This is a genomic window from Microbacterium sp. A84, from assembly GCF_051842815.1.
In the GTDB taxonomy this organism is placed as follows: domain Bacteria; phylum Actinomycetota; class Actinomycetes; order Actinomycetales; family Microbacteriaceae; genus Microbacterium.
In genome coordinates this window covers 1-16,460 of the sequence record NZ_JBPXMS010000003.1, presented here as the reverse complement: position 1 = coordinate 16,460, position 16,460 = coordinate 1, and the positions used below count along the sequence as shown (strand labels likewise).

At 62.3% G+C, this 16,460-nt stretch carries 16 protein-coding genes and 1 pseudogene; 10 read left to right on the top strand and 7 right to left on the bottom strand.

What is annotated here, in order from left to right:
* Window positions 1-8: 8 nt before the first annotated feature.
* The 4 genes from ACSU04_RS12670 to ACSU04_RS12655 form a co-directional block, all read right to left on the bottom strand.
* Complete coding sequence (locus tag ACSU04_RS12670; RefSeq protein WP_439289781.1) at window positions 9-167, bottom strand: hypothetical protein; 159 nt, start codon at window positions 165-167, stop codon at window positions 9-11.
* A 244-nt stretch (window positions 168-411) separates the two neighbouring features.
* Window positions 412-1,200 (bottom strand): acetoacetate decarboxylase family protein, encoded by a 789-nt coding sequence (locus ACSU04_RS12665; RefSeq protein ID WP_439289780.1) that lies wholly within the window; start codon window positions 1,198-1,200, stop codon window positions 412-414.
* Window positions 1,201-1,206: 6 nt separating this feature from the next.
* On the bottom strand, window positions 1,207-2,307 hold the full coding sequence (locus ACSU04_RS12660; protein ID WP_439289779.1) for an NAD-dependent epimerase/dehydratase family protein: 1,101 nt from the start codon (window positions 2,305-2,307) through the stop codon (window positions 1,207-1,209).
* A 123-nt stretch (window positions 2,308-2,430) separates the two neighbouring features.
* Window positions 2,431-3,981 carry a class I adenylate-forming enzyme family protein gene (locus ACSU04_RS12655; protein WP_439289778.1) on the bottom strand — a complete coding sequence of 517 codons (1,551 nt, stop codon included), beginning with the start codon at window positions 3,979-3,981 and terminating at the stop codon, window positions 2,431-2,433.
* Between the two features lie 298 nt (window positions 3,982-4,279).
* Here ACSU04_RS12655 and ACSU04_RS12650 point away from each other — a divergent pair, with 298 nt between their 5' ends.
* The 7 genes from ACSU04_RS12650 to ACSU04_RS12620 all read left to right on the top strand — a co-directional run bounded on the left by ACSU04_RS12650 (window position 4,280) and on the right by ACSU04_RS12620 (window position 11,936).
* Window positions 4,280-5,887, top strand: a complete 1,608-nt coding sequence (locus ACSU04_RS12650) for an AMP-binding protein (RefSeq protein ID WP_439289777.1) — start codon at window positions 4,280-4,282, stop codon at window positions 5,885-5,887.
* Between the two features lie 153 nt (window positions 5,888-6,040).
* Complete coding sequence (locus tag ACSU04_RS12645) at window positions 6,041-6,781, top strand: SDR family oxidoreductase (RefSeq protein WP_439289776.1); 741 nt, start codon at window positions 6,041-6,043, stop codon at window positions 6,779-6,781.
* Window positions 6,778-7,539, top strand: coding sequence for an SDR family oxidoreductase (locus ACSU04_RS12640; protein ID WP_439289775.1), 762 nt, complete (start codon window positions 6,778-6,780; stop codon window positions 7,537-7,539). Before ACSU04_RS12645 ends, ACSU04_RS12640 begins: the two co-directional genes overlap by 4 nt.
* The gene (locus ACSU04_RS12635) at window positions 7,539-8,000 is read left to right on the top strand and encodes a MaoC family dehydratase (RefSeq protein ID WP_439289774.1); all 462 of its coding nucleotides are present in this window, start codon (window positions 7,539-7,541) and stop codon (window positions 7,998-8,000) included. Before ACSU04_RS12640 ends, ACSU04_RS12635 begins: the two co-directional genes overlap by 1 nt.
* Window positions 8,001-8,002: 2 nt before the next feature.
* Window positions 8,003-9,796, top strand: coding sequence for an acyl-CoA dehydrogenase (locus ACSU04_RS12630; protein ID WP_439289773.1), 1,794 nt, complete (start codon window positions 8,003-8,005; stop codon window positions 9,794-9,796).
* Between the two features lie 117 nt (window positions 9,797-9,913).
* Window positions 9,914-10,669 carry a 3-oxoacyl-ACP reductase FabG gene (gene fabG, locus ACSU04_RS12625; protein WP_439289772.1) on the top strand — a complete coding sequence of 252 codons (756 nt, stop codon included), beginning with the start codon at window positions 9,914-9,916 and terminating at the stop codon, window positions 10,667-10,669.
* 67 nt (window positions 10,670-10,736) lie between these two features.
* On the top strand, window positions 10,737-11,936 hold the full coding sequence (locus tag ACSU04_RS12620; RefSeq protein ID WP_439289771.1) for an acetyl-CoA C-acyltransferase: 1,200 nt from the start codon (window positions 10,737-10,739) through the stop codon (window positions 11,934-11,936).
* A gap of 536 nt (window positions 11,937-12,472) precedes the next feature.
* Here the strand turns inward: ACSU04_RS12620 and ACSU04_RS12615 are convergent.
* From ACSU04_RS12615 to ACSU04_RS12605, 3 genes are all read right to left on the bottom strand, one after another.
* Window positions 12,473-13,408, bottom strand: a complete 936-nt coding sequence (locus ACSU04_RS12615; protein ID WP_439289770.1) for a zinc-binding dehydrogenase — start codon at window positions 13,406-13,408, stop codon at window positions 12,473-12,475.
* Between the two features lie 158 nt (window positions 13,409-13,566).
* Window positions 13,567-14,004: a nuclear transport factor 2 family protein gene (locus tag ACSU04_RS12610; RefSeq protein WP_439289769.1), complete on the bottom strand. Its 438-nt coding sequence runs from the start codon at window positions 14,002-14,004 to the stop codon at window positions 13,567-13,569.
* Window positions 14,001-15,074 (bottom strand): MsnO8 family LLM class oxidoreductase, encoded by a 1,074-nt coding sequence (locus ACSU04_RS12605; RefSeq protein WP_439289768.1) that lies wholly within the window; start codon window positions 15,072-15,074, stop codon window positions 14,001-14,003. Before ACSU04_RS12605 ends, ACSU04_RS12610 begins: the two co-directional genes overlap by 4 nt.
* 108 nt (window positions 15,075-15,182) lie before the next feature.
* Between ACSU04_RS12605 and ACSU04_RS12600 the strand changes: the two genes are divergently transcribed.
* From ACSU04_RS12600 to ACSU04_RS12590, 3 genes and pseudogenes are all read left to right on the top strand, one after another.
* Window positions 15,183-15,644: a MarR family winged helix-turn-helix transcriptional regulator gene (locus tag ACSU04_RS12600; RefSeq protein ID WP_439289767.1), complete on the top strand. Its 462-nt coding sequence runs from the start codon at window positions 15,183-15,185 to the stop codon at window positions 15,642-15,644.
* Window positions 15,645-15,694: 50 nt separating this feature from the next.
* Entirely contained in the window at window positions 15,695-15,889 is a 195-nt protein-coding gene (locus ACSU04_RS12595; RefSeq protein WP_439290107.1) for a flavin reductase, read from the top strand.
* 225 nt (window positions 15,890-16,114) lie between these two features.
* A pseudogene (locus tag ACSU04_RS12590) lies at window positions 16,115-16,359 on the top strand (transposase); the annotation flags it as partial.
* Window positions 16,360-16,460 lie beyond the last annotated feature (101 nt).

Genomic DNA, 16,460 nt, shown 5'->3' with positions numbered 1-16,460 from the left:
TGCCGTATTCATCGAAGACCATCGCCGGTTGCGTCGCGGTGAGTGGGCGCGTCGTGGTTCGGTTGCAGTGCCTGGTGCGGGCGATCGGTGTTGCGGATCAGGTCGAACTGATCCACGCGTCCTTCGAATTCCTTGATCGTCTTGCGAAGGGATGCTTGTCTAACCACCGAAATAGGGTCTGGTGGAATCGTTCGTTCTTGCCCTGGGTCATCGGATGCCCGGGCTTCCCCGTGATCGCGACAACACCGCGCGTGCTCACGCAAGCGACGAGGTGGCTGTTAATGTCGCGACGGTCCGGGTTCAACGCTCTCCCGTTGTCTGTGAAAAGCCGTCAGGCGCCGCAGTGCAGAGTGATTCCCTTCATCATCACTGACAGCCGATGGTATTCGGAGATTCGCGGCCCCTGACCGATCAGCCGGCGAAGGCCTCGGCACCGACAATCGTGAACGCGACCTCGCAACGAAACCCACCGACGATCTCCCGCGGTTCCAGAAGCGTGTGCTCCTCGAACGCTGAGTCGAACAACTCGAGCTCGGCGTCCCCAGACCACACATCGGCCACCTCGAACCCTTCGACGAGGTTGCGAGCGAGATCGTGCACCAACGGCGGCCCCCCGGCGAGGTCGGGCACGTGACGCGTGTGCCAGACTGGCATACGTAGCGCTTGGGGCACGAGCCCCGCTTTTTCCGGTCCGGTGAGGGTCACCGCACCACGCGCGAGCCGCGTGCCCAGCGAAGCGACCGTGCCGACGAGTCGGGCTCCGGCTGTCAGTTGCGGACCACCTTGGCCGACCTTCACGGTTCGGGTGATGTCGATTTGCCCCATCTTCTTCGGGAAGCCCTGAATCAGTCCCCGGGCGAACGACAGGTCATCATCGACCCAGATGTAGGGCACCCGCGCGACCTTCTTACCCGCCAGCGTGCCAAAGACGGAGATGTAGGCCTCGCTGTACTGCGCGCGGGCTGGGTTGTCCCCGTATCGCGGGTCATTGGGTGCGGTCGATGCCCAGTCGACGAACGTGAAGCAGGCCGAGCCATCGGGCAACGGCTCGATCTCGGCGGGCAGTACTGCGGCGATGGCGGCAGGGTCTGCACGGAACTCTATCCCGATCGCCGTGCCAGAGAAGTGCCATGGGGGCGCGGGGACGAGTGATGCTTTGCCGGTGGGGGAGAGCGGTAGGCTCCAGCCGTTGAGTGCCACGGTGACTCAGATACGCGTGTCGGCGCGGACGACGCGGGTGCCGGGGCCAGCGTACGATTTTCCGTAACCCGGCAGTTCGTCGTATCCGAGGTTCGGTGGATCGGCGATGGCCGCTTTCCACCAGTTGTAGAGCCGGTCCTCGGCGCCGTAGTCGAACGGGTCCTGGAGAGCAAATTCCTCGTAGCCGCCCCGCGCGGGTGGGTTGGCCTGCAGCCATCGGACGGCGCGGCGCACGGCTTCGCGCGCCGGTACGACGTCGTGATAGCCGAGCCGGTCGCGAAGCTTGGCGGTATCAACTACACGGTGGTGAGCCACAGAGCTCATCTGCAGGGGTCGCGACGGAATCGCCAGCTCCGAGGGCATCGAGACAATCTCCAAGTCGTAGGACATCTCATCGGCTACGAGCTCGACCATCTGTCTGATAGTGAGCTTTTCGTCGTCGCCGCAGTTGAAGATCTCGCCCTTCGACTCGTCGGGCTGCTCGATCGCGAGCATCATCGCGTGCGCGAGGTTGTCGACGTATCCGAACGGGATGAGTGACAGGCCGCCGTCGGGCAAGATGATGAACGGCCGGCCATCGATGATGCGGCGCATCACTGCCCACTCGCGCGGCGCGAGCTGTCGCGGACCGTAGATGTACGGGTATCGAAAGTGTGTGGCATCCGGCTGCAACTCGAAAAGAAGCTGCTCCGTTCGGGCAACGCGATAGCTCTTGCCATCCTCGTCCTCACGTGCGAGATCGGCGTCCTCGCGGGTCGGAATGGGCAGGCCTGTCGGTTGGAAGACCGACGGATCGAAAAAGCCGCGGTAGACGGGCACGCCGCCGACGGAGAGGAAGTGCCCCGCGCGTCCGCGAAGTACTGAGGCCGTGGCCCGAAGGCGGCCGTAGCTCGCGATTACAACGTCGAATGAGCGCTGGCCGAGGGCCTCTCGGATGCCCTCCTCGCTGAAGACGTCACCGTGGATGTGTGGGAACCGCATTACCTCGTCGAGTTCGTGCGTGCCTCGGTGCAGGATCGTCAGGTCGTATCCTCGTTTCTCGAGGCCGGTTGCGATAGCTGGGCCGGTGGGACCCGTGCCGCCGATCAGAAGTGCTGTCTTGGACACTTGAATCTCCTTACGATCCACTATCTTATTAATGATAATACTTTGAGAGGTGTTGCGACGCAAGCGCCGCAACATGCCTCAGTTGATGCTGGTCCGGGCATGGCCTGCGTCACCGCCCCTGATTCAGTCGGATGCTTGGATGAGCTGACCGCGCAGGACCTTTCCAATCTCGTTGCGTGGGAAGGCATCGACCCTGGTGAAACCGGCAGGAATCTTGTACGGAACCAGGTGCTCACGACACCAATCCGCAAGACGGTCTGTGATGTCCGCGCTCTCACTGATGATCCATGCGTGCGGTACTTCTCCTAGCCGGCGATCCGGTACCCCGGCGACGGCAGCGTCACGCACGCCCGGGTGTCGGCGGAGGACCTCCTCGACCTCTGCGGGGAAGACCTTCAGGCCCCCACGATTGATCATGTCGCTGACACGTCCCTCGATCCACAGAAACCCGTCCGCGTCGAGTCTCCCGATATCGCCGGTCCGCAGGTATCCCCCGACAAACCGATCGACATCTTCGGGTACTGCTGACGAACTTTTCGCGTAGCCCTGCATTCGGTACGGTGAGTTGACGAAGATCTCACCCGGTCGGTCGATGCCCACTTTCTCGCCATCCGGGCCACGGACCTCAAGCGCTACATCAGGGTACGGTCGACCCGCCGCACCGAGCTTGTCCACGCCGAAGTCGCGCACGTCAGCCGAAGTCCAGCCGACCACTTCACCGCCGAGCTCCGTCTGTCCGTAGGAGTTGAGCACGAAGACGTCGAAGCGTTCGTAAAAATCGCGGGCGATAGTGGGCGAGAGTGGGGCGGTGATTGAGCGCACGAGCCGCAGGGGGGCGAGGTCGGTGAGGTTTGGATCGTCGGCGAGCATCGCGATCATGGCAGGCGCGAGCACAGTCGACTTGACCTGGAACTCTCGGACGATCTCCACGAAGAGATCGACATTGAACTTGTCCATCAGCGCCACGCCGATTCCGGCCCGAAAGGAGAAGACGGTGTTGTAGATGCCGGCCCACAGGGACAGGGATGTGGGGACGACGTTCATCCTTAACGAGCCTGGCGAATCGATGGGAGACTTGGCCGTGCGGCGCAGCATACGAAGGCTGGAATCGAGCGCACCGATGGTGCCTGAGTGTCGAAGCAGCACGGCCTTCGGCCGACCCGTCGTTCCCGAAGTCCGCAGGGCGAGAGCGATATCCGGCTCGTAGAGTTCCTGACTCTGGTCGGCGTGGGCGATGATGCGCGGCTCGAGGTTATCGGCAAACTGCACGTAACCGATGCCCCCCGCGCGGTCAGACCGCTCGCCCGCAGAGCCGATGAGTAGAGCGACGGGAGTCTCTGAGATGACGGAGGCAATCTCTTCCTGCGTCGCGCGACCGTTGATGGGCACGTAGACGCCACCCGAGCTCCAGATCGCGAACATCGCGATCACCGCTCGCGCACTCTCTTCGACGTGGACGCCGATGGCCATTCCCTGTTTCGCTCCGGCGGCAGTGAGCGCGCCAGACAGGGCGGAGACTCGCTCTCGGACTTCGCGGAGACTGAGTCGATGCTTCGGGGACGCCACCAGCAATGATGAGTCATCGAAAGCAAGGTCCTCCAGCAGCCCGCTCAAGAGCGCGTGTGAGACATCGTTCGCCGTAGCGTCACCAATAGATATATCGTTCGTGTTCATATCGTTCCGTCCGTTGCGCTAATCACCATGTAGTCTATTATTATTACATTTATACACGCTATCATTGCTATGATAGAAAGTATTCGCTCGGGAATGAAATGTCCTTGATGCAACGGTGCGAACGCATACCGTGACCCGTCATGAGCGGCCGGAGTGTAGAAGGAGCGCGGATAGAGGCGGATGCCGACATCCGGAGGATCGTGGTCGACAGACCAGTTGCCGGAACGCCATTCGCGACGAGGCGGTCGCCGCAATCATCGGACGCTGATCCGGTTTGACATCAAACGAGGGAGATTCGATGGAAGTGGTGGACACGTATGCAGGTGTGCTCCGTGCGAGTGCGGCGCGTTTCGCCGACCTCGAGGCCCTCGCTGATGGCGATGTACGATTCACTTTCGGGCAGCTGCTCACCGACGTGCGCGCGGTCGCGGCGGCGCTGATCGTGAGAGGCATTCGCCAGGGTGACCGCGTCGCAGTGTGGGCGCCAAACTCCCATTGGTGGGTCCGCTTCAGTGAAGCTGTTCACTACATCGGCGGAGTCGTCGTGCCGATCAACTCACGCTACCGTGCGATCGAGGCCCGCGAGATCCTCAGCCGCACGAAAGCACGAGCGATTCTCATCGACGATCGCTTCCTCGGATTTGACTATCTCGAAGCACTCGGCGAGGCGTTCATCGACGAGGGTGTCGCCACGCTGGACGATCTCGAGTTCGTGGTCGACGTGTCCGCGGACTCGTCACGGCAGTCGCGGACCGATTGCGACATCTTTGGGTGGGAAGGCTTCGTCGCCACCGGGACTTCTGTCGCCCCCGAGACTGTGGAGACTGCCGCTGACGCAGTGCGCGGCTCTGATCTCGGCGACATTCTGTTTACCTCGGGCACGACCGGTCAGCCGAAGGGCGTGGCGTTTGTGCAGGGCGCCGTGATTGCGCTCTACCGCGACTTCGGCCGCATCTGGGGCCTTCGCCCCGGGGACAGATACCTCCTGTCGTTGCCGATGTTCCACTCTGGCGGTTTCAAGGCTGGCGTCCTCACCTCGCTCATCCACGGTGCGGCGATCGTGCCGTTGGCAGTCTTCGACGCCGTCGAGATGATGCGTCTCATCGAGCGCGAGCGGGTCTCGATCCTCAACGGTCCCCCGACGGTCCTCTACGCGCTGCTGGATGACGCTCGTCGTGTCGAGTTCGACTTGTCGACGCTGCGCCTGGCCGCGACCGGCGCGGCGACGGTTCCGGTCACAATGGTGGAGCGCGTGCAGAAGGAGCTGCCTTTCGAGCATTTCATCACCGCGTACGGGATGACCGAGACCTACGGAGTGGCCACGATGTGCAACGTGGGGGACTCGAAGGAGATGATCGCTAATACGAACGGCCGCGCCCTGCCGAATGTTCTGCTGAAGGTCGTCGATGCCGACGGCGCCGAGCTGCCAGCCGGTCAGGCCGGGGAGCTTCTCGTGAAAGCGCCCAACGTGACGCCAGGCTACTGGCGCGAGATCGAGCAGTCATCCGCGGCTGTGGTGGATGGCTGGTTGAGCACGGGCGACATCGGCACGCTCGACGAGGCGGGTTACCTGAAGATCACCGACCGACTCAAAGACTTGTTCGTGGTTGGCGGATTCAACGTGTCGCCCGCTGAGGTCGAGCAAACTCTGGCTCGCCATCCTGACGTGCGAGAGGTCTCCGTCATCGGAGTGCCCGACGCGCGGTTGGGTGAGGTCGCGCGGGCGTTCATCATTCCCGGGAGCGGATCCACGCCCGATGAAGCGGAGATTATCGCGTGGTGCAGGGAGCGTCTGGCGAACTTCAAGGTGCCGCGCATGGTGGTGCTCGTGGAGCAGCTGCCCCGTAACACGCAGGGCAAAGTCATGAAGACGGAGTTGCGAGCATCTTTTACATCCGTTGCATGATCGCCGGCGATGCCGATTGGTTAGTCACGGCGTGTGGATCCCGGCGGGTGCCAACGTCGTCAAGGTCGCGCAGTTCAATGATGAGGAGTTCAGGGTCGAGATGATTCGCATTGGTGGAGGGCAGGGTATGTCGAAGGTGCTGGAGCGATTCTCATGAGCGGAAACCTCAGTTTTGATTTCAGTGGGCAGACCGCGGTTATCACGGGTGCGGCTCGCGGCATTGGACTAGAACTCTCGCGCAACTTCGCGCGCGCGGGTGCCGACGTGATTCTCATCGACTTTGACGGCGAAGCCGTGAATCAGGCTGCGGAAGAGGTGGGTGGTAGAGGTATCCGTGCGGATGTCAGCGACACGGCAAGCGTCAATGCTGCGATCGCGCAGATCATGGCTGAAAACGATCGCATTGACGTTCTCGTCAACAATGCCGGAATCTTGCGCGATGGCATGCTGTGGAAACTTAGCGACGCCGACTGGGACGCGGTCCTCGCCGTCCACGCTGGTGGCACATTCAAGATGACCCGCGCGTGTGTTCCGCAATTCCGAGCGCAGCGGTTCGGCCGGGTAATCAACGTCACCTCGTACACCGGTCTACGAGGCAACATCGGGCAGTCGAACTACGCGATGGCGAAGGCGGGAATCATCGGGTTCACCAAGACGGCGGCAAAGGAACTGGCGCACTTCGGCGTGACGGTTAACGCGATCTCGCCGAACGCCGACACCCGAATGATCGCCTCAGTGCCGCCCGACAAGCGTGCGGAGTTGGAAGCCGCGATTCCGCTGGGACGATTCGGAGAGCCGAGCGAGATGTTCGACGCCGTTGCTTTTCTTGCCTCCCGCGAGGCCAGCTACATCACCGGAGTTGTACTCCCCGTCGACGGAGGGATCTCGATATGAGCACCGCAGAACGCTATGAGGGCCGTGCAGCCATCGTCACCGGTGCAAGCCGAGGTATTGGCTTGGCGATCGCACGTCGCCTTCTCAACGAGGGTGCCCGCGTTGTTATCACTGGTCGTAATCAGGCTGGTCTCGACGCGGCCGTCGCCGAGCTCGGTGCCGGCGACCGCTTGCTGACCGTGGCCGGCAGCGCCGACGACCAGCAGCACCAAACCGACACAGTTGATCGTACGATCGCGGCCTTCGGCCGGATTGATCTCCTGGTCAACAACGCCGGGATTAACCCCGCGTTCGGGCCCCTCATCGAGTCTGATTTCTCGGCGGCGCGCAAGATCTTCGACGTCAACGTGCTCGGCTCGCTGGGCTGGGTCCAATCTGTGCACGAAGCCTGGATGGGTGCGAACGGCGGCGCAGTGGTGAATGTCGCTTCGGTAGCTGGACTCCGCCCGGCCGCAGACATCGGACTTTACGGCGCGAGTAAGTCTGCGGTCATCTACCTCACCGGCCAACTCGCAGTAGAACTCGGCCCGACGGTGCGCGTGAACGCCGTCGCTCCGGGGGTCGTAACGACCCGTTTCGCGAAACCACTTTACGAGGGAATCGAAGAAAAGGTTGTCGCGCGATACCCGCTTGGCAGGCTCGGCGAGACCGCCGACGTCGCCTCGGCTGTGGCTTACTTGGGCTCTGACGATTCGGCGTGGGTAACCGGTCAGACGCTGGTGGTTGACGGCGGGCTTCTGCTCGGGGGTGGAATCTGATGGGCGAACTCCGATACGACGAGCTAGGAGATGCGCTCGGCACGATGCTCGGCCCGAGCGACTCGATCCTCATCACGCAATCCCGCATCGACTCGTTCGCCGAAGCGACCGAAGACCGACAATGGATCCACATCGATCCAGCACGGGCAGCACACGGGCACTTCGGAACAACGATCGCTCACGGCTACCTCACCCTGTCACTCGTGTCAGCTTTCCTTGAGCAGATTCTCGTCGTCTCCGGCTTCGAGAGCGTCATCAACTACGGCACCGATCGCGTACGCTTTCCCTCCCCGGTGCCCGTCGACTCCTTGATACGCGCAACAGGGGAGATCATTGGCGTGGTTCCCGGCGACGGCTGGACCCAGCTCACCGTCCGGGTCACCGTAGAACGCGACGGCGGCACCCGGCCTGTGTGCGTCGCTGAGGTTCTCATCCGTTACATTGCTCCCGCGGAAGGTTGATCATGGCATCTCAAATCTTGTCGCGCCGCGACCTCGACTTCTTACTCTTCGAGTGGCTTAAGGTCGACGAACTACTGACTCGCCCACGATTCGCGGATCACTCTCGTGACACATTTGAGGCGGTGCTCGATCTCTCCGAAGCACTCGCCGAAGAGGCGTTCGCGCCACACAATGCCCTGAGCGATGCCAATGAGCCTCGCTTTGACGGGGAGCGCGCGCACGTGATCCCCGAGGTGGGTGAAGCGCTGAGGGCCTTCAACGATTCTGGCCTACTCTCAGGCGCGATGGACGAGGAGGTGGGCGGTGCGCAGTTGCCACACGTCGTCGACCGTGCATGCTTCGCCTGGTTCCAAGCCGCAAACACGGCAACGGCGGCCTACCCGATGCTGACCGCGGCCGCAGCGCGCCTTCTTCTCGCATATGCGACTGAACGCGATATCGAGCGCTACGCAACTCCGATGATCGAGGGTCGCTTCTTTGGCACGATGTGCCTTTCCGAACCAGATGCAGGGTCATCGCTTGCAGACGTCAGGGTACGCGCCAAAGTGCAAACCGACGGCACCTTCCGGCTGTTCGGGAGCAAAATGTGGATCTCGGGAGGCGACCACGAGTTGAGTGAGAACATCGTGCATCTCGTGTTGGCGCGCGCAACGGGCGCACCCATGGGTGTCAAAGGCCTCTCGCTATACGCGGTACCCAAGTACCTGGTGCAGGCAGACGGTTCGCTTGGTGAACGGAACGATGTCGCGCTCGTGGGCCTCAACCACAAAATGGGGTACCGTGGCACGACGAATACGGTGCTCGACTTCGGCGGTGGCCGCTATCTCCCCGGCGGTGAAGCCGGGGCCGTCGGTACACTCATCGGCGAAGAGAACCGTGGGCTCGTCTACATGTTTCGAATGATGAACGAGGCGCGCATCGCCGTCGGTGCTGGCGCAGCGGCGCTCGGATACACGAGTTATCTTCACGCGGTCGAGTATGCACGGACACGTCATCAGGGTCGCCTCGTCGACGCCAAAGGCTCGGATTCCCCTCCGGTGCCGATCGTTCGCCACCCCGACGTGCGTCGGATGCTGCTTACCTCCAAAGCTTACGCAGAGGGGGCGATGGCGCTCGTGTTGTATGCCGCACGATTGCTCGACGAGGAGGAGACCGGTGAGACTGACGATGATCGCCAGCGCGCCGCCATTCTGCTCGATGTGCTCACACCGATCGTGAAGAGCTGGCCCTCGCAGTGGTGTCTTGTTGCGAACGATTTGGCGATCCAGATACACGGGGGATACGGGTACACCCGCGACTACCCGGTAGAGCAGTTCTACCGTGACAATCGGCTGAACCCCATCCATGAAGGCACCCACGGCATCCAGGCACTCGATCTACTCGGCCGGAAGGTGCGCCTGCACGACGGCAAGGGATTGACGCTGCTAACGGAAACGATCCGCGCCACAGCAGCTCGGGCCGGTGAGTCCGAGGAGTTCGCCGGACACGGGAGCACGCTTGAAGTGGCGATTACCAGGATTGAAGCCATTACCTCCGACCTCTGGGCATCCGGGGATCCGGCGGCAGCGTTGGTCAACGCCAGCACGTATCTCGAGTCGCTCGGTGACATCGTCGTGGCGTCGCTGTGGTTGGAGCAAGCGCTTGCGGCCGATGTTGTCGCCGACGAGTTCCACAAGGCGAAGCGAGTGACGGCGCGATACTACTTCACCGATATTCTGCCGCGCATCGAACCCGCACTCGATCTGCTCGAGCGGGCCGATCAGACGTTGATCGACCTCGACGATTCGTTACTCTGAAGCGGTTCGGATGGTGATATGCAAGCAAATCTCAAGCGGCCACGGTCGTGAGAGTAGCGCGCCGGCGCTCAAACGAGCGGCGGCGCAGACATCCGTTCTAACGAGGAGTGAATTCAAATGACGGAAAAGAGAACGGCGATTGTCACGGGTGGCGCCCGTGGCATCGGTGCAGCAGTTGCGCTGCGCCTCGCCTCTGCTGGTCGTCGGGTGGCAGTGATTGACCTACGTGAGGACGACACGGCAGACGTCGTGGCATCCATTCGTGCCACCGGTGGCGAGGCGATCGGCATCGGAGCAGATGTCTCCGCTTCCGCCGATGTTGCCGCAGCGGTTGAGCGCGTCGGTGAACAGCTCGGGGCACCAACAATTCTCGTAAACAATGCTGGAATCCTGCGCGACAACCTGCTTTTCAAGATGACTGAGGACGACTGGGATGCCGTGATGGACGTTCATCTGCGCGGTGCCTTCCTGATGTCACGCGCGGTGCAAGCGCACCAGGTGCAGGCTGGCTGGGGGAGGATCCTGAATCTGTCCAGCACTTCAGCGTTAGGTAACCGTGGGCAGGCGAACTATTCGGCAGCGAAAGCGGGACTGCAAGGCTTCACGAAGACGCTCGCGATCGAGCTGGGTCGGTTCGGAGTGACCGCAAACGCGATTGCCCCCGGGTTCGTCCAGACCGCAATGACTCGCGCGACGGCTGAACGCCTCGGGATGACCTTCGAAGACTTCCTCGCAGAAGTGGCAAAGGACATCCCAGTTGGGCGCACTGGGCTCCCGGAAGACATTGCTGCCGCGGCCGCGTTCTTCACCGGCGACGAGGCAGCCTTCGTCTCAGGACAGGTGCTCTACGTCGCTGGCGGACCGACGGACTGACCGGCTGGTTGAGGTCGTGTAAGGCCCCAATCCTTACTTAGAAGCCCCAATCCTTAGTGGAGTGAACATGAGACAAGCAGTGATCGTTTCGACAGCGCGAACCGGGATCGGTCGGGCGTATCGGGGCGTGTTCAACAATACTGGTGGACAGGCGCTAGCCGGTCACGTGATTTCGCACGCGGTCAATCGTGCGGGGGTGGATGTCGCCGAGGTCGAAGACGTAGTGATGGGTGTGGCTCTGCAGCAGGGCAACACCGGGACGAACGTCGCCCGTCAGGCGGCGTTGCGCGCTGGACTTCCAGTGAGCGTACCCGGTATGACGGTCGATCGGCAGTGCGCGTCTGGGTTGATGGCAATTTCGATCGCTGCGAAGCAGATTGTGGTGGATCATCAACAGATTGCGATCGGTGGCGGACTCGAGTCAATATCGCTGGTGCAGAACGACAAGTTGAACCTGTATAGAGCCGAAGATCCCTGGCTTGTTGCTCAGCATCCGGGCACGTACCTACCGATGTTGAACACTGCGGAGATCGTCGCCGAGCGATACAAGGTCTCGCGTGAAGCTCAGGACGAGTACGCGCTGGTGTCTCAGCAACGCACCGCACGTGCACAGGAGTTGGGTCTGTTGGATGACGAAGTTGTGCCGTTTATTGCATCGATGGAGGTGCGAGACAGACAGACGGGGGAGATCGCCGTCCGTGAAGTGACGGTGTCGAAAGACGAGGGCAACCGCCCCGAGACGACGCTCGAAGGGCTTGCTGGTCTTCGCACCGTCCTGAATGACGGAGATGTTGCGAGGATCGCGACGATCACCGCCGGGAACGCATCGCAGCTCTCGGATGGCGCGTCTGCGTCCGTACTCATGGAAGCGGGCGAGGCATCCCGTCGTGGTCTCGAACCGCTGGGCATCTACCGGGGGATCGCAGTCGCCGGTGTTGAGCCAGACGAGATGGGCATCGGTCCGATCGTCGCTGTGCCAAAGCTCCTCAAGCAGCACGGACTTTCGGTCGATGACATTGACCTTTGGGAGCTCAACGAAGCCTTCGCTTGCCAAGCGCTGTACTGTCGCGACTTTCTGGACATCGATCCCGACCGGTACAACGTCAACGGAGGAGCGATCTCGATCGGACATCCTTACGGGATGTCGGGTGCGCGTATGGTTGGGCACGCGCTCATTGAGGGGCGTCGCCGTGGCGCGAAGCTCGTCGTCGTGACGATGTGCGTCGGTGGCGGAATGGGTGCCGCTGGCCTCTTTGAAGTCGTGTAGCGCGTACTCAGAGCCGATTAGGTCAGCCTCGCGCGCCCCGTCTGCTTGGTTGCGATTGCACCAGATTGACAAGAAAAACTGGCAAGCAAAACTAGGCCCACCGAAAAGACCTGGTGAGAAGCGATTGTCGGAGTATCCAAACAGGCCGACCAACAAGGCCTCACGCCGGTCGCATTCGAAGGGTGTACTGACCTGAATCGGCACAGCTTCACGTCTGAGGGTTGCGCGAGGCGATCAAGATCGAGATTGCCGCGCGATCCGCTATGCCGGAGCGGTCGTGACAATCTCCGTCGTTGGAGCCGGGCTGGCAGTCTGACCCTTGCCCGTGCGCTGCAACTGAACGGCATCGACAGCGTCGCATACGGACCTGAGTGGTCGCGTGACGTAGACGCCCTGGGTGGGATGCTCCACATGCATTCCGGGTAGCGCGCGCTACGTGGTGCTGGCCTGTTCGATCAGTTCCACGCCATCGCTCGCCCCGAAGGCCAAGAAATGAAACTTCTAAAGGCGGGCGGTAGGTGGTGCCACCGCGGACTTTAGAACTCGGCGACGATCCGACCGAAGGTGCTTCCGACCACCAGTTTCTCCAATGTCTCCCCGATCTCGTCGAATGTGATCGGGTGCAGTTGTGGCGCCAGGCCGCCGGAGGCGAACAGATCGTACACGGCTGCCACGTCTGCCGGAGTGGTCCCGACCGACCCCAGGAGCTGGATCTCGTCGAGGACGAGTCTTTGCGTCGATATGGTCGCCTCGGGACGGCCGAGCCCGACCTGCACCACCGTGCCGCCCCTCTTCACGGCGTTGACAGCTACCGCAGTCGTCGTGCCGTAGCCCGCGAAGTCGATGATGACATCGAGGTCGAGGCCTTCGAAGGACGAGGCATCCTCGAACGACTCGGTCACGCCCAGCCCGGCGGCCAGGGAGCGGTTGAGTTCGCCGGGTTCGGCCGCGTAGACGGTGGCTCCGGTGAGGGAGGCCGTGCGCGCACCGATCTGACCGAGACCACCGAGGCCGATGATCCCGACACGTGACGAGGCGGACACCTGCCCGACTGACCTGACGGCCTTGTACGCGGTGCCACCGGCGTCTACACCCATCGCGGCCTGCGCGAAAGATGCTCCTTCGGGGATGGAGACGATCTCAGGGACCTTGGCGATCACGTACTCGGCGTAGCCTCCGTCGCGGCCCACTCCGGGTGCCGTGTAGTCGATGCCGACGATGCCGACCCGGTCACCCACCTGCATGTTGGTGACACCGTCCCCCCACGACTCGACGATGCCGGCACATTCGTGCCCGAGCACGATCGGCGTGTAGACAAGCGCGGTGAGAGAGCCCTCGCGGAAGCCGACGTCGCTGTGGCACATGCCCGCAGCTTTGATCTGGACCAGTACTTCACCGGGCCCGGGCTCGGGTTTCGGCTTGTCGACCAGACGCAACGGTTGACCTACTCCGGGAAACTCCCAAGCCTTCATGTCCTTCTCCGATCTCGTGGCGGCAGTGCGCCGGGCCGCAGGCGGACCTTCTTAGACGCTACCAAACGATCGATGGCTCGGGGTGGGGGCGACGCAGCGTATATGCCGCCGTCGTGTCGGTTATGTGAGCCGCTCACCGTATCTTTATTGCTGGTCTCTCATGGTCCGTGAGAGATGACTTCGCGACGGCTGATGCGCCAACCATCAATGGTGCGTATGAGCGTGTCGAGGTATTGGCCGATCAGTACGGGCATGGGACCGGGCTGGCTGTTTCCGAGGCGAAGGAACTTGCTGCGAACCTCGACCTCATCACCATGGTCAGCGACGATCTCGCTGTTGGTGGTGTGGTGGGAGAGTGCAGGGCGTGTGAGAACCGAGCGGTAGGTGTGCGGATCGTCGGCCGACCCAGTCATGGCTTCGAGAACGTGTTGCCGCCCCTTGATGACAGATCCCGGCTGGCCGGGCGGGCCCGCGTGGGTGAGGTCGAACTCGACGTCGTCCGTGAAGATCTGGTCAAATGGCGCCGTGCCAGCGTCGAGGGCATGTCCGTAGCGGGCGATGGTCTGCATGATCTCGTAGTAGTCGGCGAACCTCACCGCGCTGTCCCTACTGAGTTCACGGTTTCCACGCGCGGTACGGACCGCGGTGTGAGGCCAAACGCCTGGGCGAGGAGTCCGTGGGAATGGCGTCGGGCAGCGGGGTCGGCGATGAGGTTTTGGATCATCACTTCATCGGCACCGCTTTCGGCGATCATTTGCTCCAAGGTGGCGCGCACATCATCGGGTCCGCCAGCCACGAACCGGGGCCACTGGCCGTCGACGATGGTCGTTGGCTGGTCCTTCTCGGCCTGAGTCATCTCGCGTGCGGCTTCGTCGGGGGCAGGCACTACGACCGATCCGGCGGCGCGGCCAGCACGACTGAGCCTGGAGTAGAAGCCCTTCGGCGAGTTGGCCAGGTGCAGGCCGTCGGCGGTAGTGTCGCCAACTGCGACGTTGACCGCCAGGATCGCCCGCGGGGATTCAAGCCCGAAACCTTGAGGCGCGAAGTTCTCCCGGTAGTGGCGCAGCGCCGCAGCGGCGCCCACAGGATTGATGAATCCGGCGAACGTGTAGCCGATACCGAGGCCGGCGGCGAGGTTCGAACCGTTCGGACTGGAGCCCAGCAGCCAGGTCTGCGGCACCTCGGGCACAGTCGCCATCAATGGGTGGCTGGCGAACGGGTGGGCGTCAGGAAATGTCTCGTAGAGCCAGCTCAAGGTCTCCAGCACCTGCTGCTGATGGTCGGCCTGTGCCGGGTTTTGTCTGTTCTGCTGAAGCGCCAGATCGAGCACGGGTCCCGCGGTGGCGCGGCCCATGCCCAGATCGATCCTGCCCGGAGCCATTGCCTCAAGCTGCTTGAACATCTCGGCTACCTTGAACGGGCTGTAGTGGTTCATCAGCACCGCCCCCGAACCTAATCGGATCTCGGAGGTAACCATCGCGGCGGCCGCGATGAGGAGCTCGGGGTGGTGCGAGGCGCCCGATCGGCTCAGATGATGTTCGGCGAACCAGATGCGGTGGAAGCCCCGCTGCTCAGCGTGGCGTGTGGTCTCCAGCGCATCGGCCAGAGCGTCCTTCTCGGTGGTCTCGGGCGCCACCGTCCCGAGATCAACAATGGACAACTTCATGAACAGACGCTCCTCGACATCGGGGAAATGGGGTGTAATCCACGATACATAAGATAGTTAGCTTGACCCAACTTGTTTTCTCTCGACTCGAACATTACTGTGGCCAACATGGATGAGGTTCTCGATGACCTGGAACGTTCACTGGCTGCGGTGCTGCGGTCGCTGACCGATCGTGCGACCTACGGCGAGGTTGCCGAGCGCTGCGGCTACGATCTGCCCCCGGCGTCCTGGGCACTGCTGGAGTATCTTGACGCCTACGGTGCGTTACGGGTCTCTGATATCGCGGCCTGTCACGGTGTGGATGTCTCGTCGATTACTCCGCGCTTGAAGCGGCTGGAGAACGACGACCTGGTTCGGCGTGAACGGGTACCCACGGATGCGCGCGCGTTCCTCATCAGCATCACCGGCAAGGGGGCGCAAGCCTTGGAGAGTATCCATACCGCGCGACGCGAGATCCTCTCGCAAGCCCTCAGCGGCACCGATCCGGCGACGGTGTCAAACGCCACAGACGTGCTACGGAGCATCGCGGTCCATCTGTCCCACGACGCTGTCCGGCCGGTGCACCTGTGACCTCACATTCAATTGAATTCACTGCGCTGGCTGAGGACTTCCGTGCTGGAATGGCCCGGGTCCCGACCTCCGTCGCTGTTGTCACCACCGATGCGGACGGGAAGCCGTACGGCACCACGGTCAGCGCTTTTATGTCCTTCTTGATGCACCCACCCACTGTGTTGGTCTCACTCGCCAACAAGTCGTCATTGCTGGTCAAGCTTCGTCCAGCAACGATTGTGGGCATCAAATGTCCTCAGTGTTGACCAAGCAGACGTTGCTGCGTTCTTTGCGCGTGAGGACAAGAGGGGCGTCTCTGTGGCGTGGGAACTCGGCGATGACGAGCCGCCCCGGCTGTCCGGTGCGCATGCCTGGTTTGCCGCCATTGTCACAGAACTGATCCAATTCCACCGCCCCGTTCAGATGAGCCTCCTCAACCTCACGCGTCGAGAGCGGCGACTTGAGTCACTTGTAATGCGCCTGCTCGGTGAGCGATCGAGTCGCTGAACACCAGCTGCGCAAAATCACTAAGAGCCGGGGCCATTTCCCCAACGACACCGCCGCCGAAGCTGCGCTGGCTCGCGATCTGCAACATCGAAGACAAAACGCGCACGCGAATGCGAGAAGGAACGCGGGTGCCCGCACGAGACGCAAAGCGTCCGGCTGGCTCATCGAGGGCAACATCCCCACGAACTGGAAACAAGCCCTCACCGGCGCCAAGGCCCGCTCGATCTGACGGTCGTGTAGAGGAGCGATTGTGCGTCAGGACTCGGCTTGTAGTTCTGACGCACGGGCCCGCAGGGCCGCGCGATCGATCTTGCCGACGTGCCCGCGGGG

Excerpts from the sequence above, each read along its gene's own strand:
- ACSU04_RS12615 (WP_439289770.1), bottom strand. The coding sequence starts at position 13,408 with ATGAAGGCTTGGGAGTTTCCCGGAGTAGGTCAACCGTTGCGTCTGGTC.
- ACSU04_RS12630 (WP_439289773.1), top strand. The coding sequence starts at position 8,003 with ATGGCATCTCAAATCTTGTCGCGCCGCGACCTCGACTTCTTACTCTTC.
- ACSU04_RS12600 (WP_439289767.1), top strand. The coding sequence starts at position 15,183 with ATGGATGAGGTTCTCGATGACCTGGAACGTTCACTGGCTGCGGTGCTG.
- ACSU04_RS12650 (WP_439289777.1), top strand. The coding sequence starts at position 4,280 with ATGGAAGTGGTGGACACGTATGCAGGTGTGCTCCGTGCGAGTGCGGCG.
- ACSU04_RS12640 (WP_439289775.1), top strand. The coding sequence starts at position 6,778 with ATGAGCACCGCAGAACGCTATGAGGGCCGTGCAGCCATCGTCACCGGT.
- ACSU04_RS12655 (WP_439289778.1), bottom strand. The coding sequence starts at position 3,981 with ATGAACACGAACGATATATCTATTGGTGACGCTACGGCGAACGATGTC.
- fabG (WP_439289772.1), top strand. The coding sequence starts at position 9,914 with ATGACGGAAAAGAGAACGGCGATTGTCACGGGTGGCGCCCGTGGCATC.
- ACSU04_RS12645 (WP_439289776.1), top strand. The coding sequence starts at position 6,041 with ATGAGCGGAAACCTCAGTTTTGATTTCAGTGGGCAGACCGCGGTTATC.
- ACSU04_RS12620 (WP_439289771.1), top strand. The coding sequence starts at position 10,737 with ATGAGACAAGCAGTGATCGTTTCGACAGCGCGAACCGGGATCGGTCGG.
- ACSU04_RS12605 (WP_439289768.1), bottom strand. The coding sequence starts at position 15,074 with ATGAAGTTGTCCATTGTTGATCTCGGGACGGTGGCGCCCGAGACCACC.
- ACSU04_RS12635 (WP_439289774.1), top strand. The coding sequence starts at position 7,539 with ATGGGCGAACTCCGATACGACGAGCTAGGAGATGCGCTCGGCACGATG.
- ACSU04_RS12595 (WP_439290107.1), top strand. The coding sequence starts at position 15,695 with ATGGCCCGGGTCCCGACCTCCGTCGCTGTTGTCACCACCGATGCGGAC.